Genomic DNA, 18,953 nt, shown 5'->3' on the forward strand with positions numbered 1-18,953 from the left:
GGCTGGTGATGGTGATGCTTTCGAGATGGATTCGCGTCTTGACGTAATCCGTTTTGCGAACAGTGAGACGTCGTCACCTAGTCTGGAGCGCGTGAACCAGCCACGACGTCCGGATCTGCAGCCGTTGAGGACCAACGACACGCTCACGATTCTCACGGGTACGGGTCTGTGGGTCATCGCCCTGGTCGTGCTCCTGGTCGTACAGCCGGATCCCGAGTACCGCTGGTGGATCTGGACCTGCGTGTCGGGCATCTGCGGCGGCCTTTTCGGCCTCTGGTACGTACGCCGCCGCAACCGCCGCCCGCCGCCCCCGCCAGAAGAGCCGATCGAGCCGACCACCGCGATCCTGTGACCCCCACGCGCTCCCGGGCGATCGTCTAGGTCGAGGCGGTCCAGCTGTCCAGGTCGGCCTCGGCGAGCAGCAGCGGCACCGCCGCCGGATCGCGCAGCAGCGCCGCCACGGCGAGCCGGTCACCCCACTGGCCGGACGCCCAGGCGAGCCCGCGCGCCAGCCCCTCCACGCCCGAGGCGTGCACCGTGCCCTCGAAGAACCGCCAGGCCGCGGGGACACCGTCCACCAGCAGCCTCTCGTGCTCCACGTAGGTCGCGGGCGCGGTCGGCAGCAGTGACCGTACGGCGGGCGGGACGTCGCGTGTCTCGCCCGAGGACGTCACCTCACCCGCGGCCTCCTCCCCCGCCAGCGGCAGGTCGAGCAGCTCCGACAGCGCCTCGGCCAGGTCGAACGGGGCCAGGATCAGCGGCCGGCCCGCGACGAGCGGCAGCAGGTCCGGCGCCTCGACCACGACCGGCTCCCCCGCGCCTTCGACCTCGGTGCCGGTGGACAGCACCCGGCCGTCCTCCGCGTCGACGGCGACGATCGCGTCACCGAGGACGGCGCGTACGGCGCGCGGGGGCCCGACGCGGGCGGGGTCGACACCGGCGAGGGCCACCCACAGGGAGCGGAGCTGGGCTCGGTCGACCTCCACCGCGGGGTCGCCCAGCAGGTCGAGCAGCTCGTCGGGACCGCCGTGGGAGGCGAGCAGGTCGGCCAGCGTGCTCCGGACTCCGATCATCGCCAGCGCGGCCTCGTCGACGACGGCCGGAGCGTCGCCGTACAGGCCGAACAGCAGCGGGTCGCCCGCGGGGAGCCGCAGCTCCGTGGGGCGCCTGCCGGCGAGCACCGGGTGCGTGGAGAGCCACCAGGCGGTGTAGGACGGCACCTCCACGATCTCCCCCGCCACCAGGATCCGCAGCGGGTGCAGCACCGAGCGGAGCGGCGGGCGCGACAGCAGGGCGAGGGCGGCGGGCCAGTCGGCGACGTACTCCAGGTCGCGTACGGCGGAGAACTCCCGGGCGACCGGCGGTACGTCCATCTCGGGCAGCAGGTCGAGGACGGTCTCCAGCCACTCGTCCTCGCGATCCAGGTCGTGGTCGCACTCGTCCGGGTCGATCATGACGTCGGAGTCGTTGACCACGGCGAAGCCGTCGAGCACCCCCGCCGCGGCGAGCACCCGGGGGCCGTACCGCTCCACCAGCTCGGGAGCGGCCGTGCCGAAGTGCGTCTCCCCGTCGAGCAGCCCGGCCAGCGACCCGTCGGCGAGGAGCAGCTCGCCCGCCGGGTACAGCTCGCCGTCGGCGCCGCGCAGCGCCAGCTCGGACAGCCAGGGGGCGTCGCCCGCGGTCAGCCCCGCGGCGTCGACCAGCGCGAGCACCGCCTGGGCCACCGGTTCGGAGTCGGGGCTGTCGAGCGACTCCGAGACGGCGGAACGGGTCAGCGGGTCCTCCAGGACGGTGCGCGGGGTGGCCTCGCCCGCGCCGAGCCTGAGCAGGAGGGGGTGGGCCGCGTCCGGGTGCACCACGCGCAGCCCGAGCGGGGCGAGAACGGCCGGGTCCAGCGCGGAACCGTCGGTCAGCAGCAGCGTGCCGCGCGGCCCCCTGACCAGGCGGCCGTCGGCCAGCGGCACCGGCAGCGCGCCGAGGGCCTCGGGGTCGTCGGCGGGCAGCACCTCGTACAGCGACCGCCACCAGGCCGGGTCCCTGTCCTTGACGGCGTCGCCGGAGAGCATGTCCACGATCTCGGAGAGCTGCACCCGGCTGACACCGAGCGCGGTGATCGCCGGATGCCGGGCCGGCCACCCCGCGGGCAGCAGCCCGGGGATCATGGGGGCGACCCGCTCCAGCAGCTCGGCCGGGGCCGCGACCACGGAGGCCTGCCGCCCGGAGACGACCAGCTCCTCGCCCTCGGAGAGCGGGGCCGGGGAGGCGCCGCCTCCGGCGGCCACCTCGGAGGGGTCGGGAAGCAGGAGCGAGGTGCCGGAACCGCCCGGCCTGCCCGTCGAGGCCGGGTCGGCGGGCGGGGAGAGCGCGGGGAGCAGCGGGGTGTCGGGGAGCCTGCGCAGGATCGCCCGGCGGATGCGGGCGTCGAGCTCGCCCTTGCCCATCATGCCGGGGACGAGGTCGAGGAGCCGCGGCGTGCGGGGCAGCCCGGCGAGCAGCTCCAGATAGGTGTCGGCGGCCCGCTCGACCAGGAAGTCGGCCAGCGGACCCGGCGCGACGTGCCGCCGGTCGGTGGCCATCGGGAACGAGGCGATCAGCAGCGCGGGCAGGTCCAGCGGCTCGTCGCTCGGCGTGGGCGCGTGCACCACCGGCGGCACCAGGGCGGGCAGCGGCCGGGGCTCCCCGACCGGCGCCGCCTCCCGCGAACCGGCCGCGGTCCCGCCCGGGGTGCCGCCCGGGGAACCGGTGGAACCGGTGACAGATCCGGGACCGATGGATCCGGGACCGGTGACGGGTACGGCCCAGCGGACCAGCCAGTGCGGCCGGGAACGCTCCTCGGTCGGGCGGTCGGCGAAGAGCTCGGCCACCTGCTCGGGGGTGAACCGCCCGGAGGCCGAGACGACCTTCCAGCCCTCGGAGGTGACGGTCCGCGTCTCGCCGTCCACGTCGACCTCGATCGACTCCAGGGCGGGCAGGCCGAGCAGCAGGGCGGGGCTGGTCTCCCTCAGCATCGCCCGTACGGCCTCCTCGGCCGCCTCGTCACGGAGCGGCAGCCGCACGAGCGTGTCGAACCCGGCGGGGATCTCGACCGGGCCCGCGGGGAAGGGCAGGCGCAGCAGCGGGACGTGCCCGCCGCGCTCGGCCAGTTCCTTGGCCAGCTCGGGCTCGGCGGCCACCAGGGCGGCGGTCTGGTCGCGGGACCAGCGGACGACCCCGGAACCGAGCGAGCCGATCACCGGCTCGTCGCAGACCGACACCACGGCCGCGAACCCGACGCCGAAACGGCCGGCCGCGTGGGTGTCGTCGCGCTTGGCGGAGACGCGCAGCGTGGACAGCCCCTCGATCCCGGCCCTGTCGACCGGGGCGCCGGTGTTGGCGGCCGACAGCACGCCCTCGCGCAGCGAGAGGCGGAGCCGCCCGGGCACCCCGGCGCGGAGCGCGGCGTCGGCGGCGTTCTGGGCCAGCTCGACGATCAGCCGGTCACGGTAGCCGCCGAGCGCGAAGTCCTCCTCCGCGTTGGCGTCCTCGCGGAAACGGGCCGGCGAGGCGGTCCAGGCGGCCAGGACGGCGGAGCGCAGTCGTTCGGTGCCGAAGATGTCAGTCAAGGCGATGCTTCCAAAGGTCGATGCCCCGCACGGCCGGACGTCCCGGCCAAAGCGGCCGGAACGGCCCAGGCGGCCGGGACGCCACGGGAGCGGCGCCCGGCCGCGACGGCCGGGTGTGCCGCCGGGACGGCGGCGGGGCGGGATGGACCCGGTGCCCCGGGTTGGGAACGGCCCTGCGGCGCCGGGTCAGGAGTGGCCGAGCGGCTCGGAGGCGGTGTCGTCCACCGATCCGGCCAGATCCGGTTCCGCGCCGTTCTCCGCGGTGTCGTAGGAGAGGTCGTCGAGGATCGGCGAGGTCGGCTCGACCTGGTGCGGCAGCACGGCCGCCTCGGAGTGCGCCCCGCAGCCGTGGTCGGCGGCGACCACCCGACCGTCGTCGGGGGCGTACTCGTTCGCGCAGACCCCGAAGCCTGTGCGCAGCGCGCCCGCGAGCGGCCAGTAGAAGCCGCAGGTGGAGCACTGGGCGGGCGCGGCGTGCGCGAGCGGGGTGTGCGGTCCCGACTCGCCGGAGTGCCAGCGCCGCACGGCGCGGTCGCGGCCGATCGGGGAGAGCACCCGGGCCCGGCCGAGGCCGTACTCGAAGATCATCTGATGGTCGGAGTCGTCGTCGGTCTCGGTGAAACCGGGCGCGAGCCTGTCGTCGTCGTCGGAGGTGGGCAGCAGATCGCCCACGCCGAGGTCGCCGGGGAGGAGTCGCTCGCTCCACGGCACCCACTGCGGCGGCATCAGGGCACCCGCGCCGGGCAGGAGCACGACCTCGCTGACCGTCACGTTGCGCGCCCGCGAGGCGCGGGCGACCGTGACGGCCCAGCGCCAACCCCGATAGGCACGGTCGAGACAGGCGAAGTAATGGGTGACGACGCGGTCTCCCTCGCCCTCGACCCCGAGGTGATCGCCCACCTCTCCGGGCCTGACGTTCTCCTCGACCGCGGCTCTGGCCAGGTCGACGGCCGCGACGCACGCCTGGTCAAGGACCACGGCACGGGATCGAGTCCGGCTCACGAGTCGTCTCCCGTCAGCCTCGCAGCACGACGGCTGCTGTCCCTACTGGCTCGCTCGCTCACTGCGCTCACAGTTCATTCTCGCCCATGACCGGAGCGAACGGCACCGTGGACATCCCATCATGCACGGAGTGACCTAGCGCACCGGACAACTCACCCGCCCTTCGGGTATGACTGGATACGTGGCAGCTGGGTGGGAACGGGCGCGGAAGACGGTGGGCGAGGCCTCTCGGCGGGTCGGCGGGGCCGCCGCCGCGGGCCGGGCCGCCGCGCGCGCGGGCCGCGGCACGAGCCGGGTGACGGCGCGAGCCGGCAGGGGAGCGGGCCGGGCGACGGCGCGGGCGGGCCGGGGAGCGGTCAGCGGCACCCAGCGGGCGGGCCGGGCCGCGCGGCGGCTGACCCACGCGCAGGGCGCGGGCCGCACCGGGCTGGGCCAGCTGATCGAGTTGACCGCCGCGCACAGCGCGGGCGACGCCCTGGTCACCGCCGCCCTGGCCGGCACCCTCTTCAAGCTCCCGGTGAACGAGGCACGCGGCCAGGTCGCTCTTTACCTGCTGATCACGATGATCCCGTTCGTGGTGGTCGCGCCGTTCGTCGGCCCGGTCCTCGACCGGTTCCGCTCCGGGCGGCGTTTCGTGATGGCCGGGACCCTCTTCGGCCGTGGGCTGCTCTGCTTCGCGATGGCGGCGGCGATCGTCCCCGGCGACGTGTTCACGATCTTCCCGGCGGCGCTGGCCGTGCTGGTGCTGTCGAAGGCCTACAACGTCTCCCGCGCGGCGATCATGCCGAGCGTGCTGCCCGCCGACATCGCGCTGGTCACGGCCAACGCGCGGGTCGCCCTGTTCGCGCTGGTCACGGCGGGCGTCGCGGTGCCGATCGGCGCGGGCGCCAGCGCCTGGCTGGGCGCCGAGTGGGTGCTTCGCGGGGCGACGGTGCTCTTCCTGCTCCAGGGCGTGCTGGCCGTACGGCTCCCGCGCCATATCGACTCCCCCGACCTGGAGGGGCTGGACGACGAGGGAGAGGAACGGCCGCCCCGCTGGCGCACGATGCTGAACGTGGGCCCGGTGGTGGCCGAGGCGATGCATGCCAACGTGGCCATCCGCCTCTACTCCGGGTTCCTGCTCTTCTACCTGCTCTTCCTCGTCCAGGACAAGAACCTGCCCGGCCTGCCGCCGATGGTCGCCATCGGCGTGCTGGCGGTGGCAGCAGGGGTCGGGGGGCTGGCGGGCACCGCCGTGGCCTCGTGGGTGCGCAACCACTCCCCGCAGGTCATCGTGCTGGGCACGCTCGCCATGACGACCGCGATCACGATACTGGCGGGCGTCGTCTTCCAGCTGTGGAGCGCGGTGGCGGTCGCGCTGGTGGCCGCGTTCGCCCAGGGGCTGGGCAAGCTCGCGCTGGACGCGATCGTGCAGCGGGAGATCGGCGAGGAGGTGCGCTCGTCCACGTTCGGGGTGGTGGAGGCCTTCCTGCAGATCGCCTGGGTGCTGGGCGGCCTGGTCGGGCTCTGGCTCTCGCTGTTCGCGGGCGGGTCGGCGGGGCTGGCCGTGATGGCCGTGGTGCTGGCCGGCTCGCTCGGCTGGCTGCTGGTACGCCGCCGCAGGCGGGTCCGCGAGGTGGACGCCAGGGTCGAGGCCGCCAGGGAATCGCGTCCCGCCCCGTCCGGGCCGCACCCCGCGACGAACGGAGAGCGGCCCTCGCGGGACGCGACGCCGGAGGAGCGGGCCAGGCCGCGGCCCGCCGGGACGACCACCGCGGTCGTGCACCACGGGGACCCCCCGACGGAGAAGCGGACCAGACCGCTCACCAACCCCCACGGCTGAACCGCGAGGGTCTCCGGGCGTTCGGCGTTCGGCGTTCGGCGTTCGGCGTTCGGCGTTCGGCGTTCGGCGTTCGGCGTTCGGCGTTCGGCGTTCGAGGAGAGCCTGGACCCGCACGGCTGAGCCGCGGAACGGGCACGGAAGATCGGCCCGACCGGCGGGCGGTCGGCGGGGGTCAGTCGTCCAGGTCGTCGGCGACGGCCCGGAGCACAGCGGCGATCTTCTTCGCGTGCGCGGCCTCGGGTTGCTTGCCCCTCTGGTACGACGTGGAGACCGTGTCCAGAAGCTTGATCAGGTCCTCCACGATGACGACCATCTCGTCGGGCTTCTTACGCTTGCCCTTGGGCTTGGCGGTCTTGGCGAGAGTGGGGGGCTGGTCGATCACTCGGACCGAGAGCGCCTGCTGGCCACGGCGCCCCTCGGCCACGCCGAATTCGACCTTCTGGCCCGGCTTGAGGGAATCCACGCCGGAAGGTAGCGCGGAAGAATGCACGAAGACCTCGCCGCCGTCGTCGCGGGTGAGGAAGCCGAATCCCTTGTCGGCGTCGTACCACTTGACCTTGCCACTCGGCACAGGGGTGACCTCGTTCAGACTGTCGTGAAAAGGAATGGATGTAGGTTATGCCCCGCGGGCGCCGAGGGCGACCGTGTATTGGGGCCCGAATTACACAGGAGTGGCGGGGGTTCGCCAGCCGTCGAACCATTCGACGAACTCGGTCAGGTCACCCAGGATCACATCAGCTCCGTGATCACGTAGTTCTCCCACCGGATAGACACCCGTCGCCACCGCCACGCTGACGACTCCCCCCGCTCGTGCCGCGTCGATGTCCGCGACATGATCTCCAACATATGCGGCGGCGCCGAAAGTCGCGAGGGCCGGACCCTTGGCCGCCCCGAAAACCGACCCGGCGACCTCGTCCACTTCCAGGCCGAGGAACTCGACCGTACTCGCCGCGTCGCGGGCGTTCTTCCCCGTCACGACGACGATCCGGCCCCCCGCCCGCCGTACGGCCTCGACGGCCTCGCGCGCGCCGGGCATGAGGGTGGTGACCGGGATGGCGATCGACGGGTACAGCTCCCGGTAGACGTCGGCGGCCGCGGGGACCTCCTCGGCGGGCATCCAGTTGGCCAGCTCCCACTCCAGCGGCGGCCCCAGCCTGGCCACCACGGCGACGCTGTCGATGAAGACGCCGGTACGCAGCGCCACCTCGTCGTAAACGGCGGCGATGCCCGCGCGCGTGTCGGCGAGCGTCAGATCGAGGTCGAATCCCACGGAGTTCATCAGGTCACTCACCGCTCCTTGTCGGCTTCGCAAAGAGGATTCTCCGAGAAGCCCTCAAAGAATGCCAAATCACCCTAAACATGGCTAATCCTAAGCGTTGTACATGAGACCCCTCGCCGTGGAAGCCTTCACGAAAAGATTTCCTTATCCGGAAGGTGAGTGCGCGTCCCTCTCCTGCACTTCTCCGGGAGACCGGCCCCCGGGACAGGTTTTCGTGGACCGGTACACGGGCCTGTCCGTGGGTGGACCTGCGGGTCCTTCGGCACGGGCGGGAAGCGGCGCGCCGCGGTGCGGTGCGACCCTGCCCAGGCGGCACTGGATAAGGTCACGGAGGAGGTATCGGCAGAGAATGACCAGATCGACGCGCGAACGGATCATCGACGAGGCGCTGCGCCTGTTCGCCGAACGGGGCTACGCGGCGACCTCGGTGGCCGAGATCGAGGCCGCCTCCGGGCTGTCTCCCGGCGCCGGTGGCCTCTACCGGCACTTCAAGTCCAAGTACGAGGTGCTGGCCGCGGCGATGAACGAGCACGCCGCCAGGACACGGGCACAGATCACCGAGACCCTGGCCGAGCTCAGCGTCGTCGACACCTCGACCGGTGTCGAGGAACGGCTGGCCCACCTGTGCGGGTTGGGGCTGGCCAAGGTCCGTGAGGAGAGGCAGCTGACGCGCGTCTTCTTCCGCGACCTGAGCCAGTTCCCCGAGCTGGTCGTGACCGTACGCGAAGGTCTGCTGCAGCCGATGTTCGACGCGATCACCATGTGGTTCCGCGCCCAGCCCGAGTACGCCGGAGCCGCCGCCGACTGGCCCGCCATCGGTGCCGTACTCGGCGGGGCGGTGATCAATTACCAGCTGTTCGAGGAGACCGTGGGTGAGCCTCCCGGTCGCGTGGAGCGCGACCGCTTCGTCGCCTCCTGGGTGCGCCTCGCCCTCGGCCTGCTGCCCCGGCCGGCGGTCCAGGCCATCGGCTGACAGGCCCGGCGGCCCTTCGGGGACCGGGAGGACTCCACCGGTGTCACCCGGGCCGGCGGACTCCCCTTCCCACGGGGATCGGGGGATTGAGCAGGCGGTAGGCCAGCCAGAAGACGGCCCATGCCGTACCGAGCATGAACATGAGCCCGCTGATGGTGAAGAACTCGTCCACCACCGTGCCGAGGTCGTTCCTGGCCCTCACGAGAGCGACCAGTCCGCCACCGAGGGAGTAGCTCACGATCGGAGCGGCCAGCCCGAGCGCCTTGTCGGAGGTGTGCCAGTTCTCGCAGGCGATCACGACGAGCGCCGCGACGGCCCAGACCAGCACCGGGATCGCGAAGATCGCGATCGGGGCGAGCGGGAAGGGGATCAGCAGACCGGCCAGGGCGAGCAGGGCCATACCGATCGTCTCGCGCCGGTGGCCCAGCAGGATCGTCCGGGCGTCCTGGGTGCCCGGGACGACGTCCTCCCTCGACCGGACCGGGCGTCGCCGACGCAGCCAGTCGGGCCGGTTTCGCGCCTGCTTCCTGGCCAGCCGCTCCTCGGCCTCCCGCATCCCCTTGGCCACGCCGGGCGGAAGCCCCTGGCGGCCCTCCACGCCTCCCGGCCTCCCGCGCGGCGCCTCCGCTCGATCTCCCTTCGGCTCCTCCACCCGCTCCCCCCGCGGCTCCCGCGATTCCTGCGGCTCCTGAGGCTGCTCCGGTGTCTCCCGCCGTGCCACCGGCGGCGGGAGAGGGTCCTGTACGGACGGGATCTCCTCGGTCGGCGGGTCGCTCTCCACCGCGTCCTCCCACTCGTCCGCGGCGTCTCCCCCGCTTCCCGAGCGGCTACCAGGGGGAATGTCGGGCTCGTCCTCTTCCGGGACGGCCGATGACGACCGCGCACGGGCCGGGAAGATCCGCTCCACCCACCTGGACCCGCGCGAGGCCGAGGACCCGGGAGCATCCGGCTCCGGGCGCTCCGGCTCGGGACGGTCCGGGGTGCGATGGCCCCGCGCGGGTTCGCCGGCATCCGGGCGAGCGCCCGTCGAGGCGTACGGATGCCCCCGAACGGGGCGGCGGGAGAGCAGGAGACCTGGATCCCCCGGCGTGCCCTCGCGGGCGGCCGACGAGGCACGTCCGGCCTTCTCCGCCTCACCCGGCGTGGGCGTGGGCGTGGGCGAGGACGCCGCTGGATCGGGGGTGGCCGGAGACGATGAACCCTCCGGTGTGCGACCGGGGCCGCCCGGGCCGGAGACCGCATCCTGCGGCGTGGGAGCGGGATCCTCGGGATCGGGCCCCTTGGAGATGAGGTCGCGGTCCTCGGGGACGTGCCCTCCCTGAGGGGGGTCACGGTCCTCGGGGACGGAACCTTCCGGGGTGGGGGCGGCGAGAGGCATGGCAACCACCGGATCGACGGCTGAGGTGACGGTGAGATCCGTGGCGCGGGTGGAGCGACCGGCGCCACCGGCGGTCCCCACGGAATCCTCCCGGGGCCTGGGAACCGTGCCGGAGTCCTCACGCGAGCCCCCGGAACCCCCGGAGCTCCGGGAACCCCGAGAACCCCCGGCACCCTTCTCGGAAACCCGCGGCTCGGGGCGCCCCGGTGGATTCTCCGAAGCCCGGGAGGGCGCCTCCCTCCCCAGGCGGCGCAACTCGCGGCTGACCAGCGCGGCCGGATCGCCGAACCGGGCCAGGACCCTCGCCACGGCGGCGGGGTCGTCCACTCCGGCCCGCTCGGCGTCGATCCGCCTGCGCAGCACCGCGACGAAGTCGATCCGCTGCCTCGGCGGCAGCACGCCGTGGGCCGCGTCGGCCGCCTTGCTGACGTAGTCCAGGACGAGCTGGTCCGCACGCTCGATCACACTGGCCATCCTCTCTCGACATCGTCTCGCTCGTGAGCTTCTTCCCCCATTCACCGTCCATCACGTGATCGGCCGGTCCTCTTCGCGGGATCCCGGAATTCCCCCAGGCCGCGCGATGTCGGTCAAGCCTCCTACCATTGGCGGAATGAGCACGGAGTTCACCGAGTGGCTGCGCGGCCGGAGCGACGACCGGTTGCGGGCTCTCGTCTCCGTGCGACCCGAGCTCATCACCCCCGTGCCCGCCCACCTGGAAGGGCTGGCCGGGCGGGCGAGCAGCCCGTCGGCGGTGGGCAGGGCACTCGACCGGCTCGACCGGTTCACGCTCGCGGTCGTGGAGACGCTGGCCGTGCTGCCCGGCCCGGTCGCCTACAGGTCACTGCGCGCCCAGATGGCCCGCGCCCTTCCAGGACCGGCCGATCCGGCGTTCCAAAACGCACTCAAGGAGACGGTCGAGCGGCTGCGCACCATGGCCCTGATCTACGGGCCCGACCGCGCCCTGGCTCCGGCGCCCGGGGTGCGGGAGGTCCTCGACGCCCCCGGGGGGCTCGGCCCGCCCGCCGTGGAGGCGTTCAGGCACCACCCCGCCGAGCGGCTGGCCGAGCTGGTCCAGGACGTCACGGGCGACGCCGGGAGCGCCGAGGGCGCCGGGAGCGCCACCAAGGAGACGCTCGCCGCGCTGCTCGCCGACGGGGAAATCGTCGGACGGCTGGTCGAGGAGGTCTCGCCGCAGGCGCGGTCCGCGCTGAACGAGCTGGTCTGGGGCCCGGCCAGCGGCCGGGTGCCCAACGCCCGCCGCGAGGTGCGGGCCGCCACCGCGCAGTCGCCGATCGAGCAGCTCCTCTCCCGTGCCCTGCTCGCCGCCACCGGCGAGGAGACCGTGGTGCTGCCCCGCGAGGTCGCCCTGTTCCTGCGCGGCGGCCGCGTCCACCGGGACCTGTCCCCCGTCCCGCCCGCGACCGAGGGCACCGAGCGCGACCGGAGGCTCGCCGACCGCACGGCCGCCGGGCAGGCGTTCACGTTCACCCGAGCGGTGGAGGAGCTGTGCGAGCGCTGGAGCGTCGACCCGCCCGGCGTGCTCCGCAGCGGCGGCCTGGCCGTACGCGACCTCAAGCGGACCGCGGGCCTGCTCGACCTGCCCGAGTGGGTGGCCGGGCTGGTGGTTGAGGTGTCGTACGCGGCGGGGCTGATCGCGGCCGGCGGCACCGTCGACGGCGACTGGATGCCCACCCCCGTCTACGACGGCTGGCGGGTGAAGTCCACGGAGGACCGCTGGGTGGTGCTGGCCACGGCCTGGCTCACCATGGACCGGGTGCCGGGGGTCATCGGCGAGCGCGACGAGCGCGACCGGCTGCTCAACGCCCTCCACCCCGACCTGAGGCGCCCGGCCGCCGCCGAGGTCCGCGCCACGACCCTGGGCATGCTCGCCTCGACGCCGGGGGTGGCGCCGACCCTCGACGCGGTACGCGAGCGCCTGGCCTGGGAGCAGCCCCGCCGTCGCGGAGGTCACCGCGACCAGCTGGTGGAGTTCACGTTGCGCGAGGCCGAGCAGATCGGCGTCACCGGGCTCGGGGCGCTCGCGGCCCACGGTCGCGCCCTGCTCCCCGACTCCTCCGGCGGCGCCGGCGGTTCGGCCGTCCCGGCCGGTCCGGGCGGTGGCGGCCGTCCGGTGTCCGCCGCCCACCTGCTGCTCCCGCTGCTGCCCGAGCCGCTCGACCACGTGCTCCTTCAGGCCGACCTGACCGCGGTCGCCCCCGGGCCGCTCACCGGCGACCTGAGGCGGTGGCTGGCGATGGCGGCCGAGGTGGAGTCGACCGGCGGCGCGACGGTCTACCGCTTCGACGAGCGGTCGATCCGGCGGGCACTGGACGCCGGGCAGGGTGCCGACGAGCTGCTGGCCATGCTGGAGCGCCACTCGACCACACCCGTGCCGCAGCCGCTCAGCTACCTGGTCACCGACGTGGCCAGGCGACACGGCCGGATGCGCGTCGGCACGGCGAGCGCGTACGTGCGGTGCGACGACCCCTCCCTGCTCGACGAGGTGATGGCCGACAAGCGGGCGATCCCGTTGCGGTTGCGGCGACTCGCTCCCACGGTGATCGCCTCCAAGTCCTCCCGGCCGGCGCTGGTCGACTCGCTGCGCGCGATGGGCTACGCCCCGGCGGCGGAGTCGCTCGACGGTGACGTGATCATCACCCAGCTCGACGTCCGCCGGACCGAGGGCACCTCCGCGGGCCGTTCCCCGGTCACGTTCAGCGGCCACGAGGCCGACGTGGTGGCGGCCGCCGTGCGCGCCGTGCGCGCGGGCGACGCCGCGCACCAGGCTCGCCGCGCCCCGGTGGCCGCCCCCGGCGGCCAGGTGCCGCGCTCCCCCGCCACCGCCACGATCACCGCCCTTCGCGAGGCCATCCGGCAGGGATCGCAGGTCTGGATCGGCTACCTCGACTCCCAGGGCAACGCCACCAGCCGGATCCTCGAACCCGCCCGGATGGAGGGCGGCTATCTCACCGCCTACGACGAGACGCGGGCGGCGGTGCACCGCTTCGCCCTGCACCGCATCACCGGCATAGCCGACATCGTGTGAGACGCCCCCTGCCGGTTCCGCCGGGGGCCGGAAAGCCCGTGCGGCCCCGGTGTGCCGGACGAGAGCACGAGGTAGTCTCGGGTTCCGGAACGGGGCCGCCACGAGCTCGGCCGACGGTCCGGTGGCGGCGCACCGTCCGCCGCGTCGTTCAGCGGGACGCTCGCCAAGGCGCGAGGGTCCCCCTCCGGGTCTCCTCCGGGCTCCGGCCGCCGGGATGCGACCACGTCCATTCGCCCCTGACACCCGGCTCACGACCCATATCGTGATAACAGTTGACGTTCTGAGCTCCATAGAAGCGAGAGATCCCCAGTGAGCAGCGGTCACTCCGAAGGCCCCAGCACCAACCCGGACGACTGGAAGAGCCCCTACGCCACGGGGCCGGGCCAGGCCCCGGGCCACGACCGGCAGCCGTACGGCTACGAGCAGACCCAGCAGGGTTACCAGCCGGAGTACGTCCAGCCCGAGTACGGTCAGCCCGAATACGGCAAGGCCCCGGACTACGGCCAGGCCTCCGGCCATCCCGACCAGCCCTACGGACAGGGCTATGGACAGGGGTACGGGCAGGGCTACGGGCAGGGCTACGGCGAGCAGCCCTACGGGCAGGGCTACGGGGCGCCGCCGTCCCGCGAGGTCGAGGGCGTCAGGACGCACGCGATCGTCGCCCTGGTCATCAGCCTCGTGCTCGCGCTGAGCTGCTTCGCGACCCCCGGCGGCATCATCGGCACCATCCTGTCGGGCCTCGCGCTGGGCAGGGTCGACACCGACCCGCGAAGCGCGCGGAACCTGCTCAAGTGGGCCTGGATCAGCAACGGCGCCAACATCGTGCTGCTCGTCCTGGGCGTGGCCTTCTTCATCGTCGCCGGCCTCAACGGCGCCTTCGGCCCGAGCTGACCATGCCGAGGACCGCCCGCCGGAGCCGTACGCGCGACACCGGACACGCGAGGACCGGACGTCCGGACGGGCGGACACCCGACGGGCGGGCGCGCGCGAACCGGGCACACGACGTACGGGCAGGTGGCGGACGGGCGCGGGAGACCGGACGGGCCGGACGGGACTGCCCGGACGTTCCCGTCTGTTGCATACAGGGAGCGCGGGACAACCCTTCGGGCGTCCACGAGTGCGACCATGAGCTGATCCGCCGTAACCTGCGGTGACCAAGGGAGAAGTCTGTGACTGACGGACCATTGATCGTCCAATCGGACAAAACCCTGCTCCTTGAAGTCGATCACGAGCGGGCCGGGGAGTGCCGCAAGGCGATCGCCCCGTTCGCGGAGCTGGAACGCGCCCCCGAGCACGTGCACACCTACCGGATCACCCCCCTGGCGCTGTGGAACGCGCGGGCCGCCGGGCACGACGCCGAGCAGGTGATCGACGCGCTGATCGCGCACAGCCGCTACCCCGTGCCGCACGCGCTGCTGGTCGACGTCGCCGAGACGATGTCGCGCTACGGCAGACTCCGCCTGGAGAAGCACCCGGTTCACGGGCTCGCCCTGACCAGCACCGACAAGGCCGTGCTGGAAGAGGTCCTGCGTGCCAAGAAGATCCAGCCGCTGCTGGGCGAGCGCCTGGGCGACGACGGCGTGGTGGTGCACCCGAGCGAGCGCGGAAACATCAAGCAGCACCTGCTCAAGCTGGGCTGGCCCGCCGAAGACCTGGCCGGATACGTCGACGGCGAGCACCACCCGATCGCGCTCACCGAGGACGGCTGGGAGCTGCGCACCTACCAGCGGGAGGCCGCCGAGGCGTTCTGGCACGGCGGCTCCGGCGTGGTCGTGCTCCCCTGCGGGGCGGGCAAGACGATCGTGGGCGCGGCGGCGATGGCGCAGGCCAAGGCGACGACGCTGATCCTGGTGACCAACACGGTCTCCGCGCACCAGTGGAAGCAGGAGCTGCTCAAGCGGACCTCGCTGACCGAGGACGAGATCGGCGAGTACACCGGCACGAAGAAGGAGATCCGGCCCGTCACCATCGCCACGTACCAGGTGATGACGACCCGCAGGCAGGGCGTCTACCGGCACCTGGAGCTGTTCGACGCCCGCGACTGGGGCCTGGTCGTCTACGACGAGGTGCACCTGCTGCCCGCGCCGATCTTCCGGATGACCGCCGACCTGCAGGCCAGGCGGCGGGTGGGCCTGACCGCGACGCTCGTGCGCGAGGACGGCAGGGAGGGCGACGTGTTCTCCCTGATCGGTCCCAAGCGGTACGACGCGCCGTGGAAGGAGATGGAGAACCAGGGCTGGATCGCCCCGGCCGACTGCGTCGAGGTGCGGGTGACGCTGACCGACGAGGAGCGGCTGGCCTACGCGATGGCCGAGTCCGAGGAGCGCTACCGGTTCTGCGCGACCACGCCGTCCAAGACACGGGTGACCGAGGCGCTGGTCCGCCGGCACCTGGACGAGCAGGTGCTGGTCATCGGGCAGTACATCGACCAGCTCGACGAGCTCGGCGAGCATCTGAACGCGCCGGTGATCAAGGGGGAGACGAAGGTCAAGGAGCGGGAGCGGCTCTTCCAGGCGTTCCGCGACAAGGAGATCCAGGTCCTGGTCGTCTCCAAGGTCGCCAACTTCTCCATCGACCTGCCGGAGGCGGCGGTGGCCATCCAGGTGTCGGGCACCTTCGGGTCCCGGCAGGAGGAGGCGCAGCGGCTGGGCCGGGTGCTGCGGCCGAAGGCCGACGGTGGCGGGGCCCGGTTCTACTCGGTGGTCAGCCGTGACACGGTCGACCAGGACTTCGCCGCCCACCGGCAGCGGTTCCTGGCCGAGCAGGGGTACGCGTACCAGATCATCGACGCGGACGACGTGCTCGCCGGAGAATGAACTCACATGGCGAACACGTCGTCAATTTGTGTCAGGTCCACGAAATCCCGCGGGCTTTCGACAAACAAACCACCCCCTCGCTAGGCCTCGGCGGCCACTGGCGACATACCCCCATGATCTGAGGGAGTCACCATGTTTGCCGCGCTTTTTCGCTATTTCTCCAGAGAATGACGGAGAGTGGCAGATCGACTACCGAACGATCGGGGTGGCGACCCGACGATCAAAGTGACGATCGGACGATCAGGCCGCCCGCGAAGAGAACGCCCTCCGCGACCACCCAGGCGATCACCGCGGCGGTCATCAGCGCGGTGAAACGACTTCCGGCGTCGCGCCTCCCCGGCGCCAGCAGGGCGGCCACCGTGCAACAGGCCGCGACCACCGCGAACAGGGACGACAGCCTGACCACCCCGGCCAGCCCGGCCACGCAGCCGGGGTCGGAGCAGAAGGCCTCGAACCCCCAGCCCGCGAACACCGAGAATCCCCAGAGCGCGGCCAGGAGAAGGCTGGCGACGGCCGGTATGACAGGGGAGATCCGCACGACCGTTGGGATACCCGCGACCGCCGCTTTCCAGTCCGGCGTTAATCCTTTTGAGACGGGGGTGAGTCGCCGCTAAGCTGGTCGATTCGCTGCCCGATGACCACCACCTCCGTTTATCGAATGGGAGGCGCTTCAGCGTGCCCGCACATCAATTGGCCCCCGACATAACCGACGATCCCGCCCGGATTCTCGCCGCCGAGCGCGAGCACCTGGCCACCTCCAGGGCGGCGCTCCGCGCGATGCGCGAGCACGCCCGCTCCCTCTCCTCCGACGCCGCCGGAGACTGGGTCTCCCAGCAGATCCTGCAGGCGCTGCTGGACCAGCGCGTCGAGGCGCTCGCCGACCACTCCGGCACGCCGCTGTTCTTCGGCCGCCTCGACCGCCAGGCGGGAGACGACCTTCCCGGTACGGTCTACGTCGGGCGCAGGCACGTCCACGACGACAGCAGCCGCCCCCTGGTCATCGACTGGCGGGCCCCGGTCTCGCGGGCCTTCTACCAGGCCAGCCCGTCCGACCCGATGCGCGTCGCGCTGCGCCGCAGGTTCGGTTACCGGGGCGGCGACCTGACCGCCTACGAGGACGAGCGCCTCGACCAGGGGGGCGCCGCCCTCGCCCAGAGCAGGATCCTCACCGAGGAGATCGAGCGCCCGCGCTCGGGGCCGATGCGCGACATCGTCGCGACGATCCAGCCCGACCAGGACGAGATCGTCCGCTCGGACCTGGGACGGACGGTGTGCGTCCAGGGCGCCCCCGGCACCGGGAAGACCGCCGTCGGCCTGCACCGGGCGGCCTACCTGCTCTTCACCCACCGCGAGCGGCTCGCCAGGTCGGGCGTGATGATCGTCGGCCCGAACCGGGCGTTCCTCTCCTACATCTCCTCCGTGCTTCCCGCCCTGGGCGAGGTCAAGGTCGACCAGACCACGGCCGCCGGGATCCTCGGCGACCACTCCGCCCCCGAGGACCCCGCCACCAGCACGATCAAGGGTGACGCGAGGATCGTCCCCGTGCTCGGGCGCGCCCTGTGGATGCACGTCGTCAAGCCCACCGAGGGCGTGCTGTTCACCAAGGGGATCAACCGCTACCGGGTGGCCGACCACGAGGTCCGCGAGATCGTCGCCGCCCTGCGCGGCACCACCCGCTACGGCCCGGGGCGCGCCACGCTCGCCCAGCGTCTCGCCCACCTGGTGCTCGTCCGGATGGAGCAGCGCGGCGAGTCGCCCGACGACCGGGTGCAGGACGCGGTGGCCAGGTCCAAGCCGGTCAGGCAGCTCGTGGACCTGGTCTGGCCCAAGCTGACCCCGCAGCAGGTGCTCCACCGGTTGTTCAGCGACCCCGCCTTCCTCGCCGCCGCGGCCAAGGACGACCTCACGGCCGAGGAGCAGTCGCTGCTGCTGTGGGCGAAGCCCGCCAAGTCCTTCCGCTCGGCCAAGTGGTCGGCGGCCGACGGCGCGCTGATGGACGAGCTGGCCGACATGATCGAGCGGACCGTCCCGCTGGGCCATCTGGTCGTGGACGAGGCCCAGGACCTGTCGGCCATGCAGCTGCGGGCCCTGGGGCGGCGCTGCCGCACCGGCTCGGCCACCGTGCTGGGCGACCTCGCGCAGGGCACCACTCCCTGGTCCGCCCGCTCTTGGAAGGAGGTCCTCACCCATCTCGGCTTCGAGGACGGCGCGGTCGCCGAGCTCACCCTCGGCTTCCGGGTGCCCCGGGAGGTCCTCGACTACGCGGCCAGGCTGCTGCCCTCCGTCGCCCCCGACCTGGCCGCTCCCCGGTCGCTGCGGCCCGGCGCGGGCTCCCTGTCGGTGCGCCCGGCGCCCGACCTGGCCGCGTCGCTGGCCCGCGCCGCCGAGGAGGCGCTCGCCCGCGAGGGGTCGATCGGCGTCATCGTCCCCGACGCCTCGGTGGGCGCCGTGTCCAAGGCCCTGGCTCACCTGGAGCATCGGGTGCTGAGCCCCGACACGGTCGAGGACCACCGCCTCCTGGTCGTCCCGGCGTCCCTGGCCAAGGGCCTGGAGTACGACCACGTGATCGTGGCCGAGCCCGCCGACATCGTCGACGCCGAACCTCGCGGTCTGGCCCGCCTCTACGTGGTGCTGACCCGCGCGGTCACCTCCCTGACCGTCCTGCACTCCAGGCCGCTGCCCGCGCAGCTCGGCTAGCCTCGGGGCCGCGTACGGGCCGTCGCACCGGGCGACGGGGTACGGCATCGGGACTGGGTACGACGCCAAGGAGCACGGAAACAAAAAGAGGCGGCCCCGGCACTTCGGGGTCGCCTCTTTTTCGAAAGCGCGTGGACTCAGAAGTCCATGTCGCCGCCGCCGGGCATGGCGGGGGCGGCTCCGGCCTTCTCGGGCTTCTCGGCGATGACGGCCTCGGTGGTGAGGAACAGCGCCGCGATGGACGCCGCGTTCTGCAGCGCAGAACGCGTCACCTTGGCCGGGTCGATGATGCCCGTCTCGAACAGGTTGACGTACTCGCCGGTGGCGGCGTTGAGGCC

General features: G+C 72.8%; 14 protein-coding genes. 7 read left to right on the forward strand and 7 right to left on the reverse strand.

The genetic code is table 11. From position 1 onward, the window contains the following. Positions 1–91 precede the first annotated feature (91 nt). On the forward strand, positions 92–352 hold the full coding sequence (locus ACTOQ2_RS27860) for a DUF2530 domain-containing protein (RefSeq protein WP_440068947.1): 261 nt from the start codon (positions 92–94) through the stop codon (positions 350–352). A 25-nt stretch (positions 353–377) separates the two neighbouring features. Here ACTOQ2_RS27860 and ACTOQ2_RS27865 read toward each other — a convergent pair whose 3' ends face one another. Continuing rightward, on the reverse strand, positions 378–3,602 hold the full coding sequence (locus ACTOQ2_RS27865) for a sacsin N-terminal ATP-binding-like domain-containing protein (protein ID WP_440103484.1): 3,225 nt from the start codon (positions 3,600–3,602) through the stop codon (positions 378–380). Positions 3,603–3,788: 186 nt separating this feature from the next. Continuing rightward, positions 3,789–4,604 carry a DUF3027 domain-containing protein gene (locus ACTOQ2_RS27870; protein WP_362696095.1) on the reverse strand — a complete coding sequence of 272 codons (816 nt, stop codon included), beginning with the start codon at positions 4,602–4,604 and terminating at the stop codon, positions 3,789–3,791. 181 nt (positions 4,605–4,785) lie between these two features. Between ACTOQ2_RS27870 and ACTOQ2_RS27875 the strand changes: the two genes are divergently transcribed. Beyond that, a complete protein-coding gene (locus ACTOQ2_RS27875; protein ID WP_440103486.1) occupies positions 4,786–6,426 on the forward strand; it encodes an MFS transporter in 1,641 nt (546 codons plus the stop codon). Positions 6,427–6,598: 172 nt separating this feature from the next. On the opposite strand, the gene ACTOQ2_RS27880 is transcribed toward ACTOQ2_RS27875, so the two are convergent. Together ACTOQ2_RS27880 and ACTOQ2_RS27885 are read right to left on the reverse strand one after the other, a co-directional pair. Continuing rightward, positions 6,599–6,997, reverse strand: a complete 399-nt coding sequence (locus tag ACTOQ2_RS27880) for a cold-shock protein (RefSeq protein ID WP_344744291.1) — start codon at positions 6,995–6,997, stop codon at positions 6,599–6,601. A 90-nt stretch (positions 6,998–7,087) separates the two neighbouring features. Continuing rightward, entirely contained in the window at positions 7,088–7,717 is a 630-nt protein-coding gene (locus ACTOQ2_RS27885; RefSeq protein WP_440068954.1) for an HAD family hydrolase, read from the reverse strand. 337 nt (positions 7,718–8,054) lie between these two features. Between ACTOQ2_RS27885 and ACTOQ2_RS27890 the strand changes: the two genes are divergently transcribed. After that, positions 8,055–8,678: a TetR/AcrR family transcriptional regulator gene (locus ACTOQ2_RS27890; RefSeq protein ID WP_362841208.1), complete on the forward strand. Its 624-nt coding sequence runs from the start codon at positions 8,055–8,057 to the stop codon at positions 8,676–8,678. A 43-nt stretch (positions 8,679–8,721) separates the two neighbouring features. On the opposite strand, the gene ACTOQ2_RS27895 is transcribed toward ACTOQ2_RS27890, so the two are convergent. Beyond that, a complete protein-coding gene (locus tag ACTOQ2_RS27895; RefSeq protein WP_440103488.1) occupies positions 8,722–10,521 on the reverse strand; it encodes a hypothetical protein in 1,800 nt (599 codons plus the stop codon). A 145-nt stretch (positions 10,522–10,666) separates the two neighbouring features. Between ACTOQ2_RS27895 and ACTOQ2_RS27900 the strand changes: the two genes are divergently transcribed. The 3 genes from ACTOQ2_RS27900 to ACTOQ2_RS27910 all read left to right on the forward strand — a co-directional run bounded on the left by ACTOQ2_RS27900 (position 10,667) and on the right by ACTOQ2_RS27910 (position 15,918). Next, positions 10,667–13,102, forward strand: a complete 2,436-nt coding sequence (locus ACTOQ2_RS27900) for a helicase-associated domain-containing protein (protein ID WP_440103489.1) — start codon at positions 10,667–10,669, stop codon at positions 13,100–13,102. Between the two features lie 309 nt (positions 13,103–13,411). Beyond that, positions 13,412–13,993, forward strand: a complete 582-nt coding sequence (locus tag ACTOQ2_RS27905; protein WP_440103490.1) for a DUF4190 domain-containing protein — start codon at positions 13,412–13,414, stop codon at positions 13,991–13,993. A gap of 278 nt (positions 13,994–14,271) precedes the next feature. Then, on the forward strand, positions 14,272–15,918 hold the full coding sequence (locus ACTOQ2_RS27910) for a DNA repair helicase XPB (RefSeq protein WP_440068963.1): 1,647 nt from the start codon (positions 14,272–14,274) through the stop codon (positions 15,916–15,918). A gap of 220 nt (positions 15,919–16,138) precedes the next feature. Here the strand turns inward: ACTOQ2_RS27910 and ACTOQ2_RS27915 are convergent, their stop codons facing one another. Further along, on the reverse strand, positions 16,139–16,456 hold the full coding sequence (locus ACTOQ2_RS27915) for a hypothetical protein (RefSeq protein ID WP_440103492.1): 318 nt from the start codon (positions 16,454–16,456) through the stop codon (positions 16,139–16,141). Positions 16,457–16,593: 137 nt separating this feature from the next. Between ACTOQ2_RS27915 and ACTOQ2_RS27920 the strand changes: the two genes are divergently transcribed. After that, a complete protein-coding gene (locus tag ACTOQ2_RS27920; RefSeq protein WP_440103493.1) occupies positions 16,594–18,615 on the forward strand; it encodes a HelD family protein in 2,022 nt (673 codons plus the stop codon). Positions 18,616–18,752: 137 nt separating this feature from the next. Here ACTOQ2_RS27920 and ACTOQ2_RS27925 read toward each other — a convergent pair. Next, on the reverse strand, positions 18,753–18,953 hold a 201-nt coding region (locus ACTOQ2_RS27925; protein ID WP_440103495.1), incomplete at its 5' end, for a TCP-1/cpn60 chaperonin family protein.

Source organism: Streptosporangium sp. H16 (assembly GCF_051918855.1).
GTDB lineage: Bacteria > Actinomycetota > Actinomycetes > Streptosporangiales > Streptosporangiaceae > Streptosporangium.